The sequence below is a fragment of the Pseudomonas sp. PDM05 genome, assembly GCF_014851685.1.
In the GTDB taxonomy this organism is placed as follows: domain Bacteria; phylum Pseudomonadota; class Gammaproteobacteria; order Pseudomonadales; family Pseudomonadaceae; genus Aquipseudomonas.
This window is the reverse complement of the sequence record NZ_JACVAC010000003.1, coordinates 299,204-319,756: the sequence shown is the minus strand read 5'-3', so window position 1 is coordinate 319,756 and position 20,553 is coordinate 299,204. Positions and strand designations below refer to the sequence as shown.

11 protein-coding genes are annotated in these 20,553 nt (G+C 62.4%); 3 read left to right on the top strand and 8 right to left on the bottom strand.

The features are described from left to right. Nucleotides 1–45 precede the first annotated feature (45 nt). On the top strand, nucleotides 46–1,590 hold the full coding sequence (locus IB241_RS09005) for a PLP-dependent aminotransferase family protein (protein WP_192298066.1): 1,545 nt from the start codon (nucleotides 46–48) through the stop codon (nucleotides 1,588–1,590). Here the strand turns inward: IB241_RS09005 and IB241_RS09000 are convergent. The 8 genes from IB241_RS09000 to aspA form a co-directional block, all read right to left on the bottom strand. Continuing rightward, nucleotides 1,570–6,219: a dermonecrotic toxin domain-containing protein gene (locus IB241_RS09000; protein WP_318652590.1), complete on the bottom strand. Its 4,650-nt coding sequence runs from the start codon at nucleotides 6,217–6,219 to the stop codon at nucleotides 1,570–1,572. The two genes, IB241_RS09005 and IB241_RS09000, sit on opposite strands and share 21 nt — an antisense overlap. Before the next feature lie 102 nt (nucleotides 6,220–6,321). Beyond that, entirely contained in the window at nucleotides 6,322–7,413 is a 1,092-nt protein-coding gene (locus tag IB241_RS08995) for a polyamine ABC transporter substrate-binding protein (protein ID WP_192298065.1), read from the bottom strand. Continuing rightward, complete coding sequence (locus IB241_RS08990) at nucleotides 7,410–8,450, bottom strand: histone deacetylase family protein (protein ID WP_192298064.1); 1,041 nt, start codon at nucleotides 8,448–8,450, stop codon at nucleotides 7,410–7,412. Before IB241_RS08990 ends, IB241_RS08995 begins: the two co-directional genes overlap by 4 nt. A 133-nt stretch (nucleotides 8,451–8,583) precedes the next feature. Then, nucleotides 8,584–9,570, bottom strand: a complete 987-nt coding sequence (locus IB241_RS08985; RefSeq protein WP_192298063.1) for an AraC family transcriptional regulator — start codon at nucleotides 9,568–9,570, stop codon at nucleotides 8,584–8,586. A 49-nt stretch (nucleotides 9,571–9,619) separates the two neighbouring features. Beyond that, on the bottom strand, nucleotides 9,620–14,209 hold the full coding sequence (locus IB241_RS08980; RefSeq protein ID WP_192298062.1) for a hypothetical protein: 4,590 nt from the start codon (nucleotides 14,207–14,209) through the stop codon (nucleotides 9,620–9,622). A 110-nt stretch (nucleotides 14,210–14,319) separates the two neighbouring features. After that, a complete protein-coding gene (locus IB241_RS08975; RefSeq protein WP_192298061.1) occupies nucleotides 14,320–15,297 on the bottom strand; it encodes an asparaginase in 978 nt (325 codons plus the stop codon). Nucleotides 15,298–15,374: 77 nt separating this feature from the next. Beyond that, a complete protein-coding gene (locus IB241_RS08970; protein WP_192298060.1) occupies nucleotides 15,375–16,820 on the bottom strand; it encodes an alanine/glycine:cation symporter family protein in 1,446 nt (481 codons plus the stop codon). Between the two features lie 392 nt (nucleotides 16,821–17,212). Next, entirely contained in the window at nucleotides 17,213–18,637 is a 1,425-nt protein-coding gene (gene aspA, locus IB241_RS08965) for an aspartate ammonia-lyase (RefSeq protein WP_192298059.1), read from the bottom strand. Nucleotides 18,638–18,819: 182 nt separating this feature from the next. On the opposite strand from aspA, the gene IB241_RS08960 reads away from it, so the two are divergent. Continuing rightward, a complete protein-coding gene (locus IB241_RS08960) occupies nucleotides 18,820–19,728 on the top strand; it encodes a LysR substrate-binding domain-containing protein (protein WP_192298058.1) in 909 nt (302 codons plus the stop codon). A 332-nt stretch (nucleotides 19,729–20,060) separates the two neighbouring features. Beyond that, the gene (purE, locus tag IB241_RS08955) at nucleotides 20,061–20,552 is read left to right on the top strand and encodes a 5-(carboxyamino)imidazole ribonucleotide mutase (protein ID WP_003176980.1); all 492 of its coding nucleotides are present in this window, start codon (nucleotides 20,061–20,063) and stop codon (nucleotides 20,550–20,552) included. Nucleotide 20,553: the final 1 nt, after the last annotated feature.

Genomic DNA, 20,553 nt, shown 5'->3' with positions numbered 1-20,553 from the left:
TGGTTCGTTGTAAGAGCCATCTAAGGCCAATTTCATAGGTCCAATATGCCGCCAATGTCGTTCAATCCCGCCGGTATCGAACTGGATCGTCGCCAGGGGCTGGCCCGCCAACTCTACGAAACCCTGCGCCAGCGGGTGTTGGACGGGCGTCTGGTCAGTGGCACACGCTTGCCCGCCAGTCGTGATTTGGCGGCGGCGCTGTCGATCTCGCGCAACAGCGTGGTGCGTGCCTACGATCAGCTGTACGCCGAAGGGTTTATCGAAAGCCGGGTCGGCGATGGCACTTATGTGGCGCAACTGCCAGGCGCGGGAAAATTATCCACAAAAGTATCCACAGGGTTACGCACAGGCTTATCCCCAGCCTTATCCACAAATTGGCTGGATCTTCCGGTCAATTCTTCCACGGAAGTTATCCACAGAGCTGCGCTGGGGCGCGTGGAAAACAACCATTTGCCGCAACCTCCGGTGGGTCCGCCACGGGCTTTTCGCGTGGGTGTACCGGCGTTCGATCTGTTTCCGTTTGACGTATGGGCCAAGCTGAATGGGGCTTTCTGGCGCAAACCGGACCTGGAGCAACTGTGCTACGGCGACCCGGCGGGTGATGCACGCCTGCGTGGTTTGATCGCCGCTTACCTGCTCAGCTCCCGCGGTATGCAGTGCAGTGCTGAACAAATTGTGATCACCAGTGGTGCGCAGCAGGCGATTAGCCTTTGTGCACAGTTGCTGGTGGAGCCCGGCGACGGGGTTGCGGTGGAAAACCCTGGTTACCGCGCCGCAGGCCATGCGTTCGCGCTGGCGGGCGGGCGCTTGCACGGCGTGCAGGTCGACGCTGAGGGGATCGACTGCCAGGTACTCAATAGCCTGGATGACTGCCGTGTGGCGTATGTCACGCCGTCCCACCAATACCCGCTGGGCGTGGTCATGAGCCTGGCGCGACGCCTGGAGTTGCTGGCCTGGGCCGAGCGCGCGGGAGGCTGGATCATCGAAGACGACTACGACGGTGAGTACCGCTACAGCGGTGCGCCCCTGTCACCCTTGGCGGCCCTGGACCGCAGCGGCCGCGTGCTTTATGTCGGCACCTTCGGCAAAGTCGCGTTCCCCGCGTTGCGCCTGGGCTATCTGGTATTGCCGCCGGGGCTGGTGGATGCCTTCTCCCGCCGCCGTGCGGTGGATATGCGTCACTCAGAGGTGAGTACCCAGGCAGTGATGGCCGAATTCATGGCCGCCGGGCATTTCCAGCGGCATATCCGGCGCATGCGGCGTGCGGCCTTGAGCCGACGCAACGCCTTGCTCGCCGGTTGGCCGAGCGGCCTGGCGGGTGTCGGTCAGTTACCGGGTGTCGCGGCCGGGCTGCACCTGACGGTGCGGGTGGACAGCCTGGCGCGCGAGCAGCAATTGCTGGAGCAGGCCCGGGCCGTAGAGGTCGAAGTCAACGGCTTGAGCACTTACTGGCTGGCGCAATCCACGACCCCCGTGGACCAGCGCGCAGGCCTGGTGTTGGGGTTTGCTGCCGTGCCCGAGCCAGCCATCGCCCAGGCCTTGGCGCGCCTGACGCTGGCCTGGCAGGCTTCAACCTCGGAAAAACAGTGACCTGGCCAATGCCGGGCTGATCTCACTGCGATAAATCGCAATCTGTTCACGGTCACTGGCTCCCTTGCGCTCAAAGGCGCCGCCGAGTTTCTGTTGGTCCCGGGTCTTGAGGTGCGCGGCGCTGAACGCTTCAACGGCTGCCTGGGGCGAAGGGTAGTGAAAGTGTGCGTACCACAGCACTGCATTGTCCTGGGTATCGCGTATCTCGTATTCGTCGAGGTAGTCCTTGCCCGGGCCCTTGAGGCGGCGACGGGCGCCGACTTGTTTGATGGTCACCTGTCCGTCGTTGTGCAGCCACTCCAGGCGTGTAGCGGTAGGGGGTTGCTGCTTGATCATGCTGATGCGGGTGTCTTTGCCGAGTTCAAACACCCGTGTTGATGCGTCGGTGAGGTTTTTGTTGAGGGTGGCGGCAAGGGGGCGGTCGATCCCGGTCAGGTTGAGTTGGGTCAGTGCCGTTTCAATTTCGCTGGCGGCGCGTGCCAGGCGCGTGGCGTACTGGCTGAACATTTCTTCGATTTCCACCGGCAGCCGTCCGGCTTTGCGGGAGTGCCCAAGGATGCGCCGGGTCGTCGTAGCCTCTTCGTCCAACAGGCTCTGGCCGGCGTTGACGCTGGTGTCCAGGTCGACCTTTTTCGGCGTTGGCGCGTGCTCGACCGGGGCTTCGCGTTCAACCCACACCCCTGGCGTTTTCTCGTGGAAGGTGGCGATGATCTTCCCGGTCATCGGCGCCTTGACGTCCACCAGGCTACTGTCGGATTCGCGGGGTTGGCCCACCACGACACCTTGGAAGCGGGTCTTGATGATTTTGCGCTGTGGCGTGGTTGGCGGCTTGGATGGCCCGGGCTTGGGCTCCTGGGACCTTCTTTCGCGCAGCAGTTTTACCAGGTCTTGGATGGCCCGCTGATGGAAGTCGTCGATATGCTGGCGCAGGGTTTCCAGTGGCTCGCGCAGCAGGTGCTGCGGGTAGTCGGCATGCAGATCGAGCAGGCGCTGGTCGCCGAGCGTGAACTGCTCGACCAGGCTGTTCAAGACTTCAATGCGCTGGTCCAGCGGGCTGCCGTTGATCTTGTCGAGCACCTCGATGAAGCTCTGTACGCTGAGGTCCACGGCGTCGACGATGTCGTGAAGCCGGCCACGAGCGGTGTCTTGCCCCCCGCCCTCGGTGGTGGCGCTGCACAGATAGCGCGCAATGGTGATCTGCAACGCCTTGAGGTCAGTCACGCGGATGTTCGGCAAGACGCGCATCGTCTCCTGAATCACGCGGGCTCCTGCCGCCCCCAGGCCGTCGAGCTCGCGAAAGCGCGATTCGACGTATTCCATGCGGCGCATCATCTCCACATTCATGTCCGACATGGTTTGTGCATGGCCGGCCTGGGTTTGCGGGTCGGCGGGTGGTTCGGACTCCAGTGTGTCCACGGTTGTGGTCAGCAGGTCGCGAAACGGGCCAAGTCGCTCCTCTACCGCCGTACGTGTCAGCACCAGTTGCTTGTTCAGGTAGTCCACCATCACGCTCTGGTAATTGGGCACGCTATCGATGACGCTCAGGGCCCTGAGCTGGCGGATCGGTACGTCATAGGCTTCCAGGCGTTGATCCACCTGGGTAATGAACGCTTCGCGGCGCAGCTCCGTGGAGGGGCCCGGCTCGGTGCCTATCGATGACAGTGCGGAGGACAGTTGCGCCTGGGCCCGCTTTTCGTCGGCGTTGAAGGCAGTGAGTTCGCGGCGCAACGCCTGGATGCGCGAGGGCTTCTGCTCCTGGGCGGCGCGCCGACGGTTCCTGAACCCGCCGCCGCGCAGGCGCAGGCGAGTATCGACGAACCACTGCCCGGCCATGTTGTGGATGAGCAATGGGCCAGTGCGGGAGGGGTTTTTCGGGTCGACGATCAACACACTGTCATTTTCATCCACTATGACCTCGAACCAGCGCTGCCCAACGGCTACGTACCATTTATCGGCCTGGAAACGCAGATGCTGGTACTCGTTGGCCGTCTTGATGGGGTCACCCAGCCCCTCGGGTTTGGCAACGGCGAAGGTGTCCAATAACTCACCCAGGCTGCTCGGCGCACGCTTGAGGGCACCACTGACATGCAACGGTCCTTGATGCGCGGGCGGTAGTTCGCGATCCGCAACGTCGGGTTGGCGGGTGATTGAAATCTCCTTGATCGGCGCAATCGGTGTTTCCTTGGTCACCTCACTCAGGTCGAGCTCGGGCTCTGCCAGCGGCTCAAGGGACTCGACAATGACTTCGCGGGTGGGATGACGCAACGCGACATGCAGTGCCAGCGCCATGCCCAGGTTGAGGAACATATCCACCAGTGCTGCCCAGGGTGCAGGGGCTTCGGGGGTGTCGACCAGCACCTCGGCTTCCTGGAGGTCGTCCATGATCTGCCAGATCCACACGGCGATACCGGCAGTGCGCCCGAGGAATGGCAGGGCCCCATTGAAAATCTGCCAGCCGGCGTGGCGAAGGGTGTCCCAGCGCTTTTGCACGTTGGACACCGATTGCCGGGTCGCCAGTTCGATCAGCGCGTTGGCATTGCTGGTGAACAATGTAGCCAATGGATCGCCGAGCAGGGCTTCGTCACCGAGGTCAATCGGCCCGCTCATGTACACCAGGGTCACCGGTTCGACCAGTGCGCGCACGGCGGTCCATGGCGATGGCAGGGTATCGGGGAACACGTACTGGCCATAATTGAAACGGTCCGCTTCGGGGAGCCAGGCCAGCACGGACTCACGCAAGGCACGATCATGCTTGATGGCATAGAGCAGGTTTTGCCGGGAGGGGAACTGCATCAGCATCGGCTGCAGCAAAGGTCGATAGAGCACGCAGGGACCCACGGTGTGGTCCCGGGGGCCGATGACGAACATATTGGCGACTACGTCCTGGCGGTGGCCGGGTCGCAGGGCGGGGGAGAAGGCGAGGGGACGGATCACGGCGGGTTGCCCGTCGACGTGGCGCTCATACGCTTCGGCCTGCACTGCCGCAGCGACATACAAAAAACCGCGCTCATCCAGCCCGTTGCGATGCTGCATTTTCATTTGCAGCGCCAACAAGGGGAGCTGCAGGCGCAGGTGCGAGGTGTACAGCGTCTGGCGGCGCTTGGACTCCAGGGGGTCATCCAGCAGTTTCTGGCGGATCAGGGCTGGGTAGCTTGCACCGATATCCAGGCTTTCGATCACGCCTTTCAAGTAGTCGAACGTCAGCCAGTCGGGAGCGTCGTTATCGTTGTAGACCACGCTCGACACGCCGGTCGGTAGGCCTGTGAGGTTTTCCAGGGCCAGGTCTATCAGGCCGCGACGAGTGATGTCCTTGCCTCCGGGGACGACGAAGGTGCCCCAGATCACTGGGCTCTGAATCACGATCTGGATCTTTTCCACATTCAGCTTCGCGCCCTGAGGGTGCGTCTTGATCCGGCCCTGCAGTTGCTCACGAGCGTAATCGCGGATCGGTGCAATGTCGTCGTTGAAGGAGCGCCCGCGATAATGGGTATGTAATTGGGCCAGGTCGATCATGAGGCGGCCGTAGGCGGCCATCTCCAGGTCCGAGGCAGCGATCATCCAGGCAGGCAAGCGTTGGTGGATCTCCCGGATGTTCGACAACCGATGGTCGCTCAGGTCTTCGATACTGGGCATGATCCGGGCGACAGTCGGGCGACGTCGAGCCAGTTCGGCCCGGTTGTCGGCTGCGTCCTTGCCCAGCGCGCCGATGGCGTCGATTTGCAGGGCGATCAGGGCGCACGCCTGGCTGTCGAAGAAGTTGCCGCGCGGCTCGTACAGCCGCCACTTCACCTCGGCACCCGGGTGCACGTTGCTCAGCTTGTAGAGCAGGTTGTCCGACAGTTGCTCCATGGAGTCGAAGCGCTCGTATCCGGCGATCAGCGAGTAGGTGAGGATGATCGTGCGCTGCTTATGGGTGCCCACCAATATGGCCGTATCCAGCAGGCCGACGTGTTCCTGGTGGGTTGGCCTTTGCACGTCTACATCCATCAGGTAGGCGTGGCTCTGATAGGGGTCTTTGTCCGCCCGCATGGCCAGGTCGGGGGCGTGGTACAGCGTGCGGGCCATGGCGCAGTCATCTTCATCCCAGCCTTGCACGTGGGTCACGTTCCAGATTTTGCGCAAGGCACTGGAAAACACTTGCCAGCGAAGGCCGGCGCTGTTGTAGGACGCGTTCCAGTAATCCAGTTGTTGCTCCTGGAACGCGCTGTACAACAGTAACGCGAGCTCGTTGATCAGGCGGCCAATGGTGTCGATCTTTACGGGCAGGTGTATGGAGGGTGTGGCGTCGGGCTGTAGGGTCAGGAAGTGCTCGCCCTCCAGGTAGGTCACCGGTTCACGTCCGAGCGCCTGGCGGGCCAGGATGCTGGTGAGGGATTCGACCAGCGGTTCAAGCGGCTCGATCACCTCCTTGTCGACTCGCCAGCGTGGCGTTACGAGCATCGCCAGGTCTGGGTTGAGGTTGAGCGTCGGGTATTGCTCGCTGAGCGCCGTCTTCAACAGGGTGCTGGCGACCTCTCGGGTGGTCGGACCAGTGGTCAACTGGGTCAGCAGGCCATAGGCGGTTGAGGGGCGGTTGTTATTGCTGTGGTTGGAGGCGTCGTTGGGCACTTTCAGTTCCTTGTCGGTCACCAGCCTGTTCGGGCTGTGGAGCCGCAAAGTAATCGCTGAGGGTGCTGCGCAGTCGGTAGATAAGTACCGGGGCCCGCTCCCCGGCGGGAGCGGGCGTTGAGATCAGGTACCGGACTTGATCCTGGTCCAGGCCCGCGTCCTTGCCCGCTCGGCTTTGCTGTCCAGTGGCTTCAAGGTATAGAGCGTGGCCATGGCCGCATCGGTGGGGTACAGGTTGGGGTTGTTGCGGATCGCTGGGTCGACTTGCAGGGTGGCGTCCTTGTTGGGGTTGGGGTAGCCGACAAAATAACTGATGGGCGCAATGACTTGGGGCTGCAACAAGTAGTTGATGAAGGTGTAGGCGTCCTGCGGGTTCTGAGCGCCTTTGGGGATGGCGAGCATGTCGAACCAGATCGGCGCGCCTTCTTTAGGCAGGCGCATGTCCACGGTCACGCCGTTCTTGGCGTCCTTGGCACGGTTGGCGGCTTGGGAGAAGCTGCCCGAGTAACCCACGGCCACGCAGATGTCGCCGTTGGCGATGTCGGCCATGTACTTGGAGGAATGGAAGTAGGTGATGTAGGGGCGGATCTTCAGCAACAGCGCCTCGGCTTTTTCATAGTCCTTGGGGTTGTTGCTGTTGGGGTCCAGGCCCAGGTGTTGCAGGGCCAGGGGCAGGATCTCCGACGGCGAGTCCAGCAGGGCCACGCCGCACTGCTTGAGCTTGCTGATGTTCTCTTGCTTGAAGATCAGGTCCCAGCTGTCCACCGGCGCGTTATCCCCCAGCGCGGCCTTGACCTTGGCCGGGTTGAAGCCGATCAGGATGGTGCCGTACATGTAGGGCACGGCGAACTTGTTGCCGGGGTCGTTGGCCTCGATCAACTTCATCAGTTTGGGGTCCAGGTGGTTCCAGTTGGGCAGTTGGCTGCGGTCCAGGGGCTGGAACACGCCGGCCTCGATCTGCTTGGCCAGGAACACGTTGGACGGCACCACCACGTCATAGCCGGAGTTGCCGGTGAGCAGCTTGGCCTCCAGGGCTTCGTTGGTGTCGAAGATGTCATACACCAGCTTGACGCCGGTGTTCTGCGCCTTGAAGTCTTCCAGCGCCTTGGGGGTGATGTAGTCGAACCAGTTGTAGACCTTGAGGGTTTTTTCTTCGCCATGCACCGTGCCGCTCAACACGGCGATGCACAGGGCCAGGGAGGTGAGCATCTTCATCGGGTAGCTCCTTGTTGTTCGAAACCTTCGAGGACGTTGACGGCGTTGATGCCGATTTCTGCCACTGCGTAGCCACCTTCCATCACGAACAGCGTGGGCTTGCCCAGGCGTGCGATGCGGCGGCCCATGGCCAGGTAGTCCGGGCTGTCGAGCTTGAATTGGGAGATGGGGTCGTGCTTGAACGTGTCGACGCCCAGAGACACCACGATGATGTCGGCGCTGTAGCCCTCGATCTCATCGCAGGCCGCGTCCAGTGCCGCGCTCCAGGTGTCCCAGCCCGAGCCGGCCGGCAACGGGTAATTGAAGTTGAAGCCTTCACCGGCACCCTCTCCCCGCTCATCGGCATACCCCAGGAAAAACGGAAACTCCGCCTCGGGGTGGCCATGGATCGAGGTGAAGAGCACATCGCTGCGCTCATAGAAAATCGACTGGGTACCGTTGCCGTGGTGGTAATCCACATCCAGGATCGCGACCTTCTGCCGGCCCTGGTCGAGAAATGCCTGGGCGGCAATCGCGGCATTGTTCAGGTAGCAATAACCCCCCATCAAGTCACTGGCGGCGTGGTGCCCCGGTGGTCGGCAAAGGGCGAAGGCGCTGTGGGCGCCTTGCTGGATCGCCTGTTGCGCGGTCAACGCGACCTGGGCCGCGCTATAGGCCGCTTGCCAGGTGCCGACGGTGATGGGGGCGCCGCCGTCGAAGCTGTAATACCCCAGTTGCCCATGCAGGCTGGTGGGCAACACCCGGCGCAGGGTGCGGGCGGGCCAGGTGTAGGGCAGCAGGTCGCCGTCCTGGCCAGATTCGCTCCAGCGTGCCCAGGCACCTTTGAAAAAATCCAGGTAGTCGCGGCTGTGTATGCGTTGCAGGGGCGCCAGGCCAAAGTCATGCGGCGCCAGTACCGGGCCCAGCTCGCGGTCCTTGACCCGTTGCAGCACGTGGTCGGCGCGGGAGGGCATTTCGAAACAGGGCATCAGTTGCCCGTCCATCAACTCGCAGCGGCCGTGGTGCAGATGGTGATCGTCCGAATAGATCGTCAGCATTTTGTTGTTCTCCAGGCGTCTTGTAGTGCCCACCAGTGTTGCGTCGCAGGCGTTGCAAGAGAACGGCAGGAGCGGCCAAAAGGGGATAGATATGGCCAAAGAATCTGACCGCTATTCGCCCCTTGATGGAGCATCAGGGCCGAAACTGACTGGGCGCCACCCCACTCCAGCGCACAAAGGCGTGGCGGAAACTCGCGGTTTCGCTGAATCCCAATTGTTCGGCAATGCGGTGGATCGGCACCCGATCCTGCACCAGCCATTGCTTGGCCTGCTCGAAGCGCAGTTCGTCGAGCAATTCCTGGTAGCTGCTGCCCAGCCCGTGCAAGTGGCGGCGCAGGGTGCGTGGCGAGCAGTTCATCTGCTCCGCCAGGCAGTCGAGCCCGGGGGCTGCGTGCAACTGCACGGCGAGCAGCTGGCGCACGCGGTTGAGCCAGGCCTGGCGCCCGGTGAACTCGGTGTTCTGTTTGCGGCAGCGCTCGGCCATGGCTCGGTGGGTGACGGCATCGGCCAGGGGCAACGGTTGTTGCAGCCAGTGTTTGTCGAACGCGAACGCATTGGAGGGCGCCGCAAACTGCAGCGGGCAATCGAAGCGTGCGGCATAGCGCGCCTGGTAGTCCGGCGCCGGGTAGGCAAATCGCGCGCCCAGCAAGGGCAGCGGCTTGCCGAGCAAGTCATCGCAGATCACTTTCAGCGATACCAGGCAGAACTCGATATTGAACTGTGCCAGCGCCGGGGCTTCCCGGTAATCGCTGGCGGTGAACCAGATGCGCTCTTCGTCTTCTTCAAGGCTCAACTCGAAGAGTGTTCCCAGCAGCGCCGGGTAGCGCAGTGCCAGGCGTAAAGCGTCACCGAAAGTGGCACTGGTGAGCAGCGCGTAGCCGAGCAACCCGTAGGACGACACATGCATGCGCTGGCCCACATCCAGGCCAATGTCCCGGCGCAGGGCCACGGCATTGGCGCACACCTGCATCTCCTGGTGGGTGGTGATGCAGGTGTCGGCGTGGCTCAGGTCTGCGACGCAGATGCCGCTGCCGGCCAACAGGGCCTCGGTAGCCTGGCCCTCGAAGGTGGCCAGCAGCAGGGAGACGGCGTTGAGAGTCGTCAGGTGTGAGTGCAGCATGGTCGCTCTGCCCAAGGGGTCTGCCCTTGAGGGAGCAAGTTATGTGCCGTCACTCGAAAAACAGGCGGCGGGCCTGTTCGAGGCTGATCTCACTGCGAAAGAACGCGATCTTTTGTGAATCGCTCAACCCCTTGGTGGTATCGGCGGCAGCCCCCAGGCGGTGTTCTTCTACGGTTTTCAAGCGTGCCGAGAGGTAAGTGCGGGCCGGCGTCCAGTTCGTGCTGTAGTGAAAATGCGCGTACCACAAGGCCTGGTGGTTGCTGCGGTCAGTGATGGTGTACTCGTCCAGGAAGTCGGGCGTCGGGCTTTTCAGGCGGCGTCGGCTGATGGTTTTTTTGATGGTGATCGCGTTGTGGAGTTTGAGCCACTCCAGGTTCGGTATCGTCGGGGGGTGTTGTTTGATCATCTTGAGCACATGTTCGTTGCTACGGCGGTACAGGTCCTCCACGGCCACGGTAAGAGCCTTTTTGACCCAGCTGGCCGGCAGCTTTTCACCTTCGCTGGTATTGCTTTGGATGAGCGCGGTTTCGATTGCGCCGATCGCCTGTTCCAGGCGTCGGGCCTGGCGATGGAACAAGTACTCGATGCCGATGGGGTTGCGTTCGGTCTGATCGGCCAAGGTCGCAGCGTGCTGGACAAACCCAGGCAATTTATCGAGCAAGGCCTGCCCGGCGAGAAGGCTGGTTTGCAGGTCCACCGGCTCCACCGGGCTTGGGGTGCGAGGTGGCGTCTTGATCCGTTCGACCCAGACTCCCGGGGTTTTTTCATGATAGGTGGCAACCACGTTGCGGGTGAGTGGTGAGTGGATGTCTACCAAGCCGGTTTCCAGGCCCAATGGGGTCAAGCGCGGCTCACCAATCAACTGGCCGTTGTAGCGAGTACGGATGAATTTTTTCTGCGGGCGCGGTGGCGTTGGCGGTGGGCTTGGGCGGCTGCGGAAGGTGTCCCTTTCTGCACTCAGCAGCGCCAGGTTGCTGATGGCGCGGTTATTGAAATCCCCCAGGATGCGCCGCAGGTGTTGAAACGGCTCGGTGATGACGTGCTGTGGATACTGCGTGTGCAGATCACCCAAGCGTTCGTCCAACAAGCGGAACTGTTCAATCAGGCTGCTCAGCGTGTCGATGCGTTCATCCAGGCGGCTTTCGCTGAGCTCGCTCAGGGTGTCGCGCAAGCACTGGATTGCGATGTCGGCGTTGTCGACTATGGAGTCGATGTCTTTCCAGGCTTCAGGTGCACTGGCCTGGCTTGCTTCTTCCAGGCACAGGTTACGGCTTAGCGTGACCTGCAGCGCGGTGAGGTCTTCGCTACTGTAGGCCGGCAATGTGGCCTTGATGGTGGTGATCAGCCGCATGCCGTCGCGCTGCAGTTTGCGCAGCTCTTGGAAGCGCCCTTGCATGTAGTCCAGCCGCTGGATCATCTGCTGGTTCAGGATGCTCAGTTCGCGTGCATCCTTGATGTTGCGCTCCAGTGGCATCGAGGCCTGGCGTTCGATCTGATCGAGCACGGTGCGCAGTTTCGGGGTGAATTGGGGCAGGGCCTCGCGGATGTCCGCGCTGGCGAACTCGGTCTGGGCCTTGATGTAATTGAGCGCCTTTTGCGAATAGTCCGGCGTCGGGGCGTGTACGTTCAGCTCCTTGAGTTTTTGCAAGGCTGTTTCGTAATCGTCGCGCTGGGACTCCAGGGTGCGCAGGTAGGTCTCGCGACGCGCTTCGACGGAGGTCGATGGCCCAGCCGCCATCGCCGCCTGGGCCTGTTGCAGGGCACTCTGGGCATTTTTCTTGTCGCCTTCGAAATCGCTGAGCTCCTTGCGTAGCTCCTCTGCGCGCTTTTGCGCCAGGGTCTTGGCCTTGCGGATCGCTATTTTGGGCCCGCCGCCGCGCAGGCGCAGGCGCAGGTCGATGAACCATTGGCCTTGTCGGTTGTGAATCAGCGGTGGGCCTGTGCGTTCTGGGTTGGTCGGATCGATAATTTGCACGGTGTCGTTCTCATCCAATTCCACCTCGAACCAGCGCGTGCCGACCGGGACGTAGAATTTCCCCGCGCTGGTGTAAAGGTGTTGATAGTCGCCCGGGGCGCTGACGGGGCCTTCCAGGCGCTCGGGCTTGGTGACTTTGAAAGAGTCCAGCAGCGTGCCCAGTTCGGTGGGGCCACGGCTGATTGCGCCGCTGGTATTCAGTGGCTGGGCGCGAGTGGTGGGCAGCTCATCGGCGCGGATGTCCGGTAGCTTCTTGATCTCGAGGGGCTTGGGCTTGGAAGGTCGGTGCGCGGGGGACGGCGGCTTGGAGGCTTCTGGGGCCCGCGGCCGGGGAGCCGTCCGGGCGACACCATGCAATGCGATGGCCATGCCGAGGTTGAGCAGCAGGTCACTGAGCGCGACCCACGGCGATTGGCGCTCGGGGTGCGACTCGGCGTCGACCACGTCTTGAAGCTGGTCCATGATCTGCCAGACCCACGCGGCTGCGCCAACGGTGCGGCCCAGGAACGGCAATGTGGCATTGAAGATCAGCCAGCCGGCCCGCTTGAAGGTCTCCCAGCGAGATTCGGCATTTGATACCGATTGGCGATCGGCCAGTGACACCAGGGCGTTCGCGTTGGCCTTGAACAGCGTGGCAAAGAGCTCGCCGTTCAGTGTTTGGTTGCTCAAGCTCATTGGCCCGCTCAGGGTCCACAGTTTGGTCGGGTCCACGAGGAAATCGGCCGCGGCCCAAGGTGACGGCAGCGCGCTGGGGAACACGTAGCGGGCGTAGTCCTCGCGTACGTCGTCAGGCAGCCAGGCGAGCACCGACTCGCGAAGCCGCGAAGACTGCTGGATGGCATACAGCACGTTCGTCGGTGACGGGTATTGCACCAGCGGCGGGTCGAGCAAGGGACGGTACAGCAGGCATGGACCGGCATCCGGTTCTTGAGGGCCGATCACATACATGTTGGCCACTTCATCCCGGGTAGCGTCCGTACGACGCTGAGGCACAAAGGCCAGCGGCCGAATGACAATACGCTGGCCATCCACCAGGCGGTCAGCCGCATCGGCTTGCATCAGCGCGGCCACGTAGCGGTAGCCGAGCTCGTTGATACCGTATTGCCGGCGAATCTTGTATTGCAGGGCCAGTAGCGGCAGTTGCACCTGCAAGTGCTGGGTATACAGCGTCTGCCGCCGCGCCGACTCGCGCGGGTCCTGCAACAGTTTGCTCTGGATGAGTGCCGGGTAGCGGGCGCCGATATTGATGCGGCTGACCAGGCTTTCGACATAACTGACGGTCAGCCAGGCCGGCAGGTCGCGGTCATTGGCAGAGCGCAGGGTCTTGTCACCGAAGGGCACGGCGATCAGGTTTGCCAAGGCCAGGTCGACGAGGTTGAAGGTTGTCGTGTCGATCTGGCCAGGTACGACGAACGTGCCCCAGATCACGAGGCTCTTGATCACCAGTTCGATCTTTTCCGGCATGAGCTGGCTGGCGTCGGGGTGGTCCTTGAGCATCTGGGCCTTGAGCTGGCTCAGGGCGTAGGCCTGGATGGGCTCTATCTCGTCCAGGTAGGTCTTGCCCTCATTGAGTCGGTGCACGGCGGCCAGGTCTTTGAGATGGCGTGAGCAGGCGTTCAGGTCGGACGTGGAGGCCTGGCTCAACCAGTCTGGCAGTGCTTGCTCGTACCACTGCCAGTCAGCGTGCTTGCCTGCCATCGACGCCGTCGGTGGCACTGCGAGCACAGCCTGCTGGGTTTCGCTGCCTCTGAGATCGGAAAAGTCGATCTCGCCGATGGCTTGGATCTGCACCGCGATCAATGCGCACGCCAGGTAATCAAAATAATTTCCCTCGGGTTCCACCAGCCGCCATTGCAGGTTGCCGTGGGCAATCGACGTGTCGACGAGGGTGGGCAGTGCGTGGCCCAGTTGGTCCAGGCTGCTGTATTTGTCGTAACCCTGCAGCAGCGAGTGGGTGAGAATCACCTCGTGGCCCTGCTGGCGGCCGATCAATACCGTGACCAGATGCTCGTTGAGGTGGCGGGCCTTGCCTTGGGCATCGATCTCTTCGACGTCGATCAGGTAGGCGCGGGTGGCGTAGGCATCGTCTGCGCGCAACGTCTTCAGGTCCGGGGCGCGGAACAGTTGGCGGGCCATGAGGCAGTCCTGTTCTGTCCAGCCGCGGACCTGGTCGACATTCCAGAACTCGCGCAGGGTGCGCGACAGCTGCTGCCAGTGCGGGTCGCTACTGCCATTGGAGGCATTCCAGTAGGCGACTTGCTGGTCCTGATAGCCGCGAATCATCGCCGGAGCCAGCACGTTGATGATCCCGGCGATTTCGTCGATACGTACCGGCAAATGGACGGCGGGTTTGGCGATGGGCTGACGGGTGAGGAAGTGTTCGCCTTCGAGGTAGATCGTCGGCACGGCGAGTACGGCCTGCTTGGCCAGTACTTCGGTCAGCGGTTGATAGTGCGGGGCGCCGGCGACCACCTGGTCTTCAACGATTTCCCACACGGGGGTGCCGACCATCGTGGTTTCGGGGTCGATATCCAGCGTCGGATAACGCTCTTGCAACTGCTGGCGCAGCAGCACGGCAGCCACTTCGCGAAAAGCCGGGCCGGCAGACAATTGAGCGATCAAGGTGTGGTTGAGGTTGGGGCGGGGGGGGAGCGTAGAGGTCATTGCGTACTCCTGGCGTGCCTGAGAATGGAAACGACCCGAGGGCTTGCCTCGGGTGTTGCCATGCTAGGAATCGCTCAGCCAGGAGGGGGGTGATTATGTAAGGGGTGGGCTCAGCCCAGTTCGCCGCACAGGTTGGTTTCCACCAGGCCACGGACCTGCGCGTTGTCCAGCCCTGCGCCGAGCAGCGCGTTGAGCTTGCCGAATGCCGCTTCTCGGGTCATGCCGCCACCCGACAGCACGCCTACCCCACGCAGGCGGCTGCCGGCTTCGTAGACGTCCAGTTCCACGCCACCTTCATGGCACTGCGTGACTGCGACCACGACCACGCCTCGCTCCTGTGCACGCTGGAGGCTGGCCAGGAACTCGGGGTTGTCGCTGGGCCCGGTGCCGCTGCCGAAGCACTCCAGGATCAGGGCTTGAATGCCGCTGCCAATCAGGGCGTCCAACTGTGCCGCGCCGATACCCGGCACCAGCGGCAGTACGCCGACGTTGGCCAAGGCCTTCGGCTGGCGATAGTCTAGGGCTTGAGGAATGGTCGCGGCACGGGCCACGCCGCCCTGGCGATTCAACGCCGCGAACGGGTTGCGGCCAAAGCTGCGCACCTTCGCGCAGGCGGTCGGCGCCATCATCGCGCCGTGAAAGTGCAGGTGCACGCCCGGCACCACGCCCGCGCCCAGCGCTTGCAGCGCGCCGCTGACGTTTTCCCAGGCATCACTGTCGGGTACGCCGGCGGGCAGCATCGAACCCGTGAACACCACCGGCACCGGCAGGCCCAGCAGTTGGAAAGCCATGGCTGCTGCACTGTAGGCCAGAGTGTCGGTGCCATGCAGGACCAGCACGCCGTCGCAGCCCTGGTCCACGGCATCGATCACCGCGGTGCGCAGGCGCTGCCAGTAGGCGGGGGTCATATTGGCGCTGTCGATCAGCGGGGCCATTTCCTCGAAGCGCCAGGCGGGCACAGGCTGGTTGGCGAGCTGTTCGCGCATGCGCGCTTCGAAGCCGGAAGCGGGGGCCAGGCCGTTGGCACTGGCCTGCATGCCGATGGTGCCGCCGGTATAGAGCACCATGACGTTGTTAGCTGGTTGCATCGAAAAATCTCCTGAACGAAAAACGCCGCACGGCCCCGAGCATGCCCAAGGTCGTACGGCGTGTCATCTCTCTACGCTCAGCGCTGGGCTTGGGCGTTCAGTTCAGCCGATGGAGCGGCCTCGGGTTTTACCGGGTTGGCCGGCCAGGCGCTGCGGTCCAGGTCCAGGTCAGGGAACTGGCTGGAGTCGAACACCGGGGTCTTGATGCCTGCCGCGCGCTGGTTGTCGTAGTCGTTCAGGATACGCATGGCGATCTTGAACAGGAACGCCAGGGCGAACAGGTTGACGAAGGCGAGCATGGTCATGGTGATGTCGGCAAACGCGAACACGGTGCTCAGGTTCTCGATGGAGCCCCAGAAGATCAGCACCAGCACCAGGGCGCGATAGCCCATCAGTACCTTGCGGTTGTTGCCCACCAAAAAGCGCAGGTTGCTCTCGCCGAGGTAGTAGTTGTACATGATCGAGGTGAACACGAACAACGCCAGGGCCACGGAGATGAACATGCGGCCCCAGTCACCGACCACGGCAGCCAGGGAGTTCTGGGTCAGGGCAATGCCGTCGCCTTCAAAGCCCGGGGTGTAGAAACCGGAGAGCAGGATCAGCAAGGCGGTGCAGGTGCAGATCACGAAGGTATCGAGGAACACACTGAATGCCTGGACCACGCCCTGGGCAATCGGGTGCTCTACAGAGGCCACGGCTGCCACGTTCGGCGCACTGCCCAGACCGGCTTCGTTGGCGAACACGCCGCGCTTCACACCCATGATGATCGCGCTACCGACCAGGCCACCGAAGGCTTGGTCCAGACCGAAGGCGCTCTTGACGATGGTCATCAGCATGGCCGGTACGTGGTCGAACTGCAGCACGATCACGTACAGGGTCACGGCGATGTAGACCAGGGTCTTGACCGGCACCAGCAGGTCGGCGATCGAGGCGATGCGCTTGATCCCGCCGATGAACACCAGGCCCAACAAGGCCGCCAGGGCCAGGCCGGTGTAGGTGGTGTCGAGGCCGAAGGCGTTGTTCAGCGAGTGGGTCACGGCGTGGGCTTGCAGGCCGTTGAAGGCGAAGCCGAAGGTCACCAGCAGCAGGAACGCCATGACCATGCCCAACCAGCGCTTCTGCAGGCCGTGCTGGATGTAATACGCCGGGCCGCCACGGTAGGTGCCTTCTGCGTCGGTGCGCTTGTACAGCTGGCCGAGGGAACATTCGATAAAGCTCGAAGACATGCCCACCAATGCGGTGACCCACATCCAGAACACGGCCCCCGGGCCACCCAGGGTCACCGCAATGCCGACACCGGCAATGTTGCCGGCACCCACGCGGCCGGCCAGGCTGAGCATCAGCGCCTGGAACGAGCTGAGTTGGTCGGAGCTGTTCTTCAGGCTGTCTTTAAACACCGAGAACATGTGGAAAAAGTGACGCAGTTGTACGAAACGCGAGCGGATCGTGAAATAACCGCCGAGCCCGACAATGAGCACGATCAGTACTTTCCCTGAGAGGAAGTCGTTGATGACTTCGAGCATGGAGTGTTCCTCGCTGATTTTTCTAATGGCAAACGCAGGACGGTTCGATGCCGTCGCTTGGCACCAGGCAGTGCGCGACAGTTCGACCCCAATCCTTTTGCGGGTTGTTATTCATGCGGTTTCGCGCTGTGTTCAGGGCCTCGTTACCGACGGCCGCAGACGCGAGAGGGGCGGCACTATACCTAGGCGAACGTGATCCGTCTGCTTGGGCTGATTAAAGGTTTCAGCCAAGCTGTTGCAGGGGCGGTGGGCTTACAGGGCGATATTGGAGTTTTTATGGGCGTCATTTCACAACCTTGAGGCAAAAAAAAGGGCCTGAAGAACGAGCCTTCAGGCCCTCAAAAGGTGAGAGGTGTCTAGTCCCTCAACCTGGTGAGCGGTGCAACAAACGCTTAGGCCTTCAGCGGGACCAAGCGTGGGGCAATCATGTTTTCGGGGCGCAGGATGTCGTCGAGCATGGCGTCGTCGAGCAAGCCTTCTTCGCGCACCAGTTCCAGCACGCCACGGCCGCTTTCGAGGGCGATACGGGCGATACGGGTGGCGTTTTCATAGCCGATGTACGGGTTCAGCGCGGTAACCAGGCCGATGGAGTGCTCCACCAGTTCGCGGCAGCGGGCTTCGTTGGCAGTGATGCCGGTGATGCAGTGCTCGCGCAGCATGTCCATGGCGCGTTGCAGCAGGCGGATCGAGTCGAAGATCTTGAAGGCGATCAGCGGCTCCATCACGTTCAGCTGCAGTTGGCCGCCTTCGGCTGCCATGGTCAGCGCCAGGTCGTTGCCGATCACTTGGAACGCCACCTGGTTGACGGCTTCCGGAATTACCGGGTTGACCTTGCCTGGCATGATCGAGCTGCCTGGCTGGCGCGCTGGCAGGTTGATCTCGTTGATCCCGGTGCGTGGGCCGCTGGACAGCAGGCGCAGGTCGTTGCAGATCTTCGACAGTTTCACCGCGGTACGCTTGAGCATGCCGGAGAACAGCACGAAAGCGCCCATGTCGGAGGTGGCTTCGATCAGGTCGGCGGCCGGTACCACCGGCTGGCCGCTGATCACGGCCAGGCGTTGTACGGCCAGGGCCTGATAGCGCGGGTCGGCGTTGATGCCGGTACCGATGGCGGTGCCGCCCAGGTTCACTTCGGTCAACAGCTCTGGCGCCAGGGTTTTCAGGCGGGCCAGGTCTTCACCGAGGGTGGTGGCGAAGGCGCGGAATTCCTGGCCGAGGGTCATCGGCACGGCGTCTTGCAATTGGGTGCGGCCCATTTTCAGCACGTGGCTGAATTCGACGCCCTTGGCGGCGAACGCCTGGATCAGGCTGTCGAGGCTGGCCAGCAGCGCGTCATGGCCCAGCAGCAGACCCAGGCGGATCGCGGTCGGGTAGGCGTCGTTGGTCGACTGCGCCATGTTCACGTCGTTGTTGGGGTGCAGGTATTGATATTCGCCCTTCTGGTGACCCATGGCCTCCAGCGCGATGTTGGCGATGACTTCGTTGGCATTCATGTTGGTTGAAGTGCCAGCGCCGCCTTGAATCATGTCCACCACGAACTCTTCGTGGAAATCGCCGCGGATCAGACGGGCACAGGCTTCGCTGATGGCAGCGTGCTTGGCTTCACTGAGCTGACCCAGCTCGCGGTTGGCGTCTGCCGCCGCTTGCTTGACCATTGCCAGACCGACCACCAATTTCGGGTAATGCGAAATCGGAACGCCCGAGAGGCGGAAGTTGTTCACCGCTCGCAGGGTCTGGATGCCGTAATACGCTTGAGCCGGTACTTCAAGTACGCCAAGCAGGTCTTTTTCGGTACGGAAAGATGCAGCGGAGGACATGACGGAAATCATCTCGATATGGACCCGGAACTGGCCGGAACGCTGCGAATGCTAGGCTTGTGTGTGTTTTTGGGCCAATGCTGTTCAGCACTGGGCTATGCATAAACGGCATAATGCAGGTGTGACCCGGCTATCATGGCGGGCGTGTGTACCAAAATGGTGCGTACCCGTGGGAGTAAGTGATGAACCTTGAGAGCAAATGGCTGGAAGACTTCAGCGCCCTGGCCGCCACCCGCAGCTTTTCCCAGGCGGCGGAGCGGCGCTTTGTTACCCAGCCAGCGTTCAGCCGACGCATCCGCAGCCTTGAGGCGGCGTTGGGCCTGACCCTGGTCAATCGCTCGCGTACGCCAGTCGAACTGACGGCGGCGGGGCAGTTGTTCCTGGTGACCGCGCGCACCGTGGTCGAACAGCTCGGTGAAGTACTGCGCCATTTGCACCACCTGGAAGGCGGGCAGGGCGAGGTCATGCAAGTGGCGGCAGCCCACTCCCTGGCACTGGGCTTTTTCCCGCGCTGGATCGCACAGCTGCGTAACGAAGGCCTGAACATCGCCACGCGGCTGGTCGCCACCAACGTCGGCGATGCCGTACACGCCCTGCGCGAAGGCGGTTGCGACTTGATGCTGGCGTTCTACGATCCGGACGCGGCGATGCAGATGGACGCGGAAATTTTCCCCTCACTGCACCTGGGCAACACCGAAATGCTCCCGGTGTGCGCGGCCGATGCCGATGGCAAGCCGTTGTTCGACCTGGAAGGTGAGGGCAGCGTGCCGCTCCTGGCCTACAGCGCCGGTGCGTTCCTTGGCCGTTCGGTACATCTGCTGCTGCGTCAGCGCGCGTTGCGCTTTACCACGGTGTACGAAACGGCGATGGCCGACAGCCTCAAGAGCATGGCGCTGGAAGGGCTGGGCATCGCCTGGGTGCCGCAACTGAGCGTGCGTGCCGAATTGGCGCGCGGTGAGCTGGTGGTGTGCGGTGGCCCGCAATGGCATGTGCCGCTGGAGATTCGTTTGTATCGCTGTGCATTGGTACGCAAGGCCAACGTGCGGTTGTTGTGGCGCAAGTTGGAGGGTGGGGCGGCGCAGGGCGCTTGAGTGCGCTGAAGATCAATGTGGGAGCTGGCTTGCCTGCGATAGCTGTAGTGAATTCACCATTGCTATCGCAGGCAAGCCAGCTCCCACATTGACCCAGTTCCCATGGGGAATGTGTGTTGTGTTCGCTGACCTGAAAGTCAATAAAACCGCCGCTTTGCCCCGCTAGACAGATGGTCATCCAAGGGGCTGTTTATCTGGATTATTACGGTATACTGCGCGGCCTTCGGCCGGTCCAACCGGCCTTAATTCGCACACCAAGCCACGCCGGATTTCCCGCGTGGCTTGTTGTTTTTTGACGCGCCTGCGGGCGCCCAGAGAGAAGAGGCACGACGATGAGTGCATTGGTTGGCGTGATCATGGGCTCCAAGTCCGATTGGTCCACCCTTAGCCACACCGCCGATATGCTGGAAAAACTCGGCATTCCGTATGAAGTGAAAGTGGTCTCTGCCCACCGCACCCCGGATTTGCTGTTCCAGTATGCCGATGAAGCAGAATCCCGTGGCATCGAGGTGATCATCGCCGGTGCCGGCGGTGCAGCGCACCTGCCAGGCATGTGTGCGGCCAAGACCCACCTGCCGGTTCTTGGCGTGCCGGTGCAGTCGGCGATGCTCTCGGGCGTGGATTCGCTGTTGTCCATCGTGCAGATGCCGGCCGGCATCCCGGTGGCGACCCTGGCGATCGGCAAGGCCGGTGCGATCAACGCCGCGTTGCTGTCCGCCAGCATCCTGGGCGCCAAGCACCCGCAGTTCCACGCGGTGCTGAAAAAATTCCGTGCTGAGCAGACAGACAGCGTGCTGGACAATCCAGACCCACGCATCGCCTGAG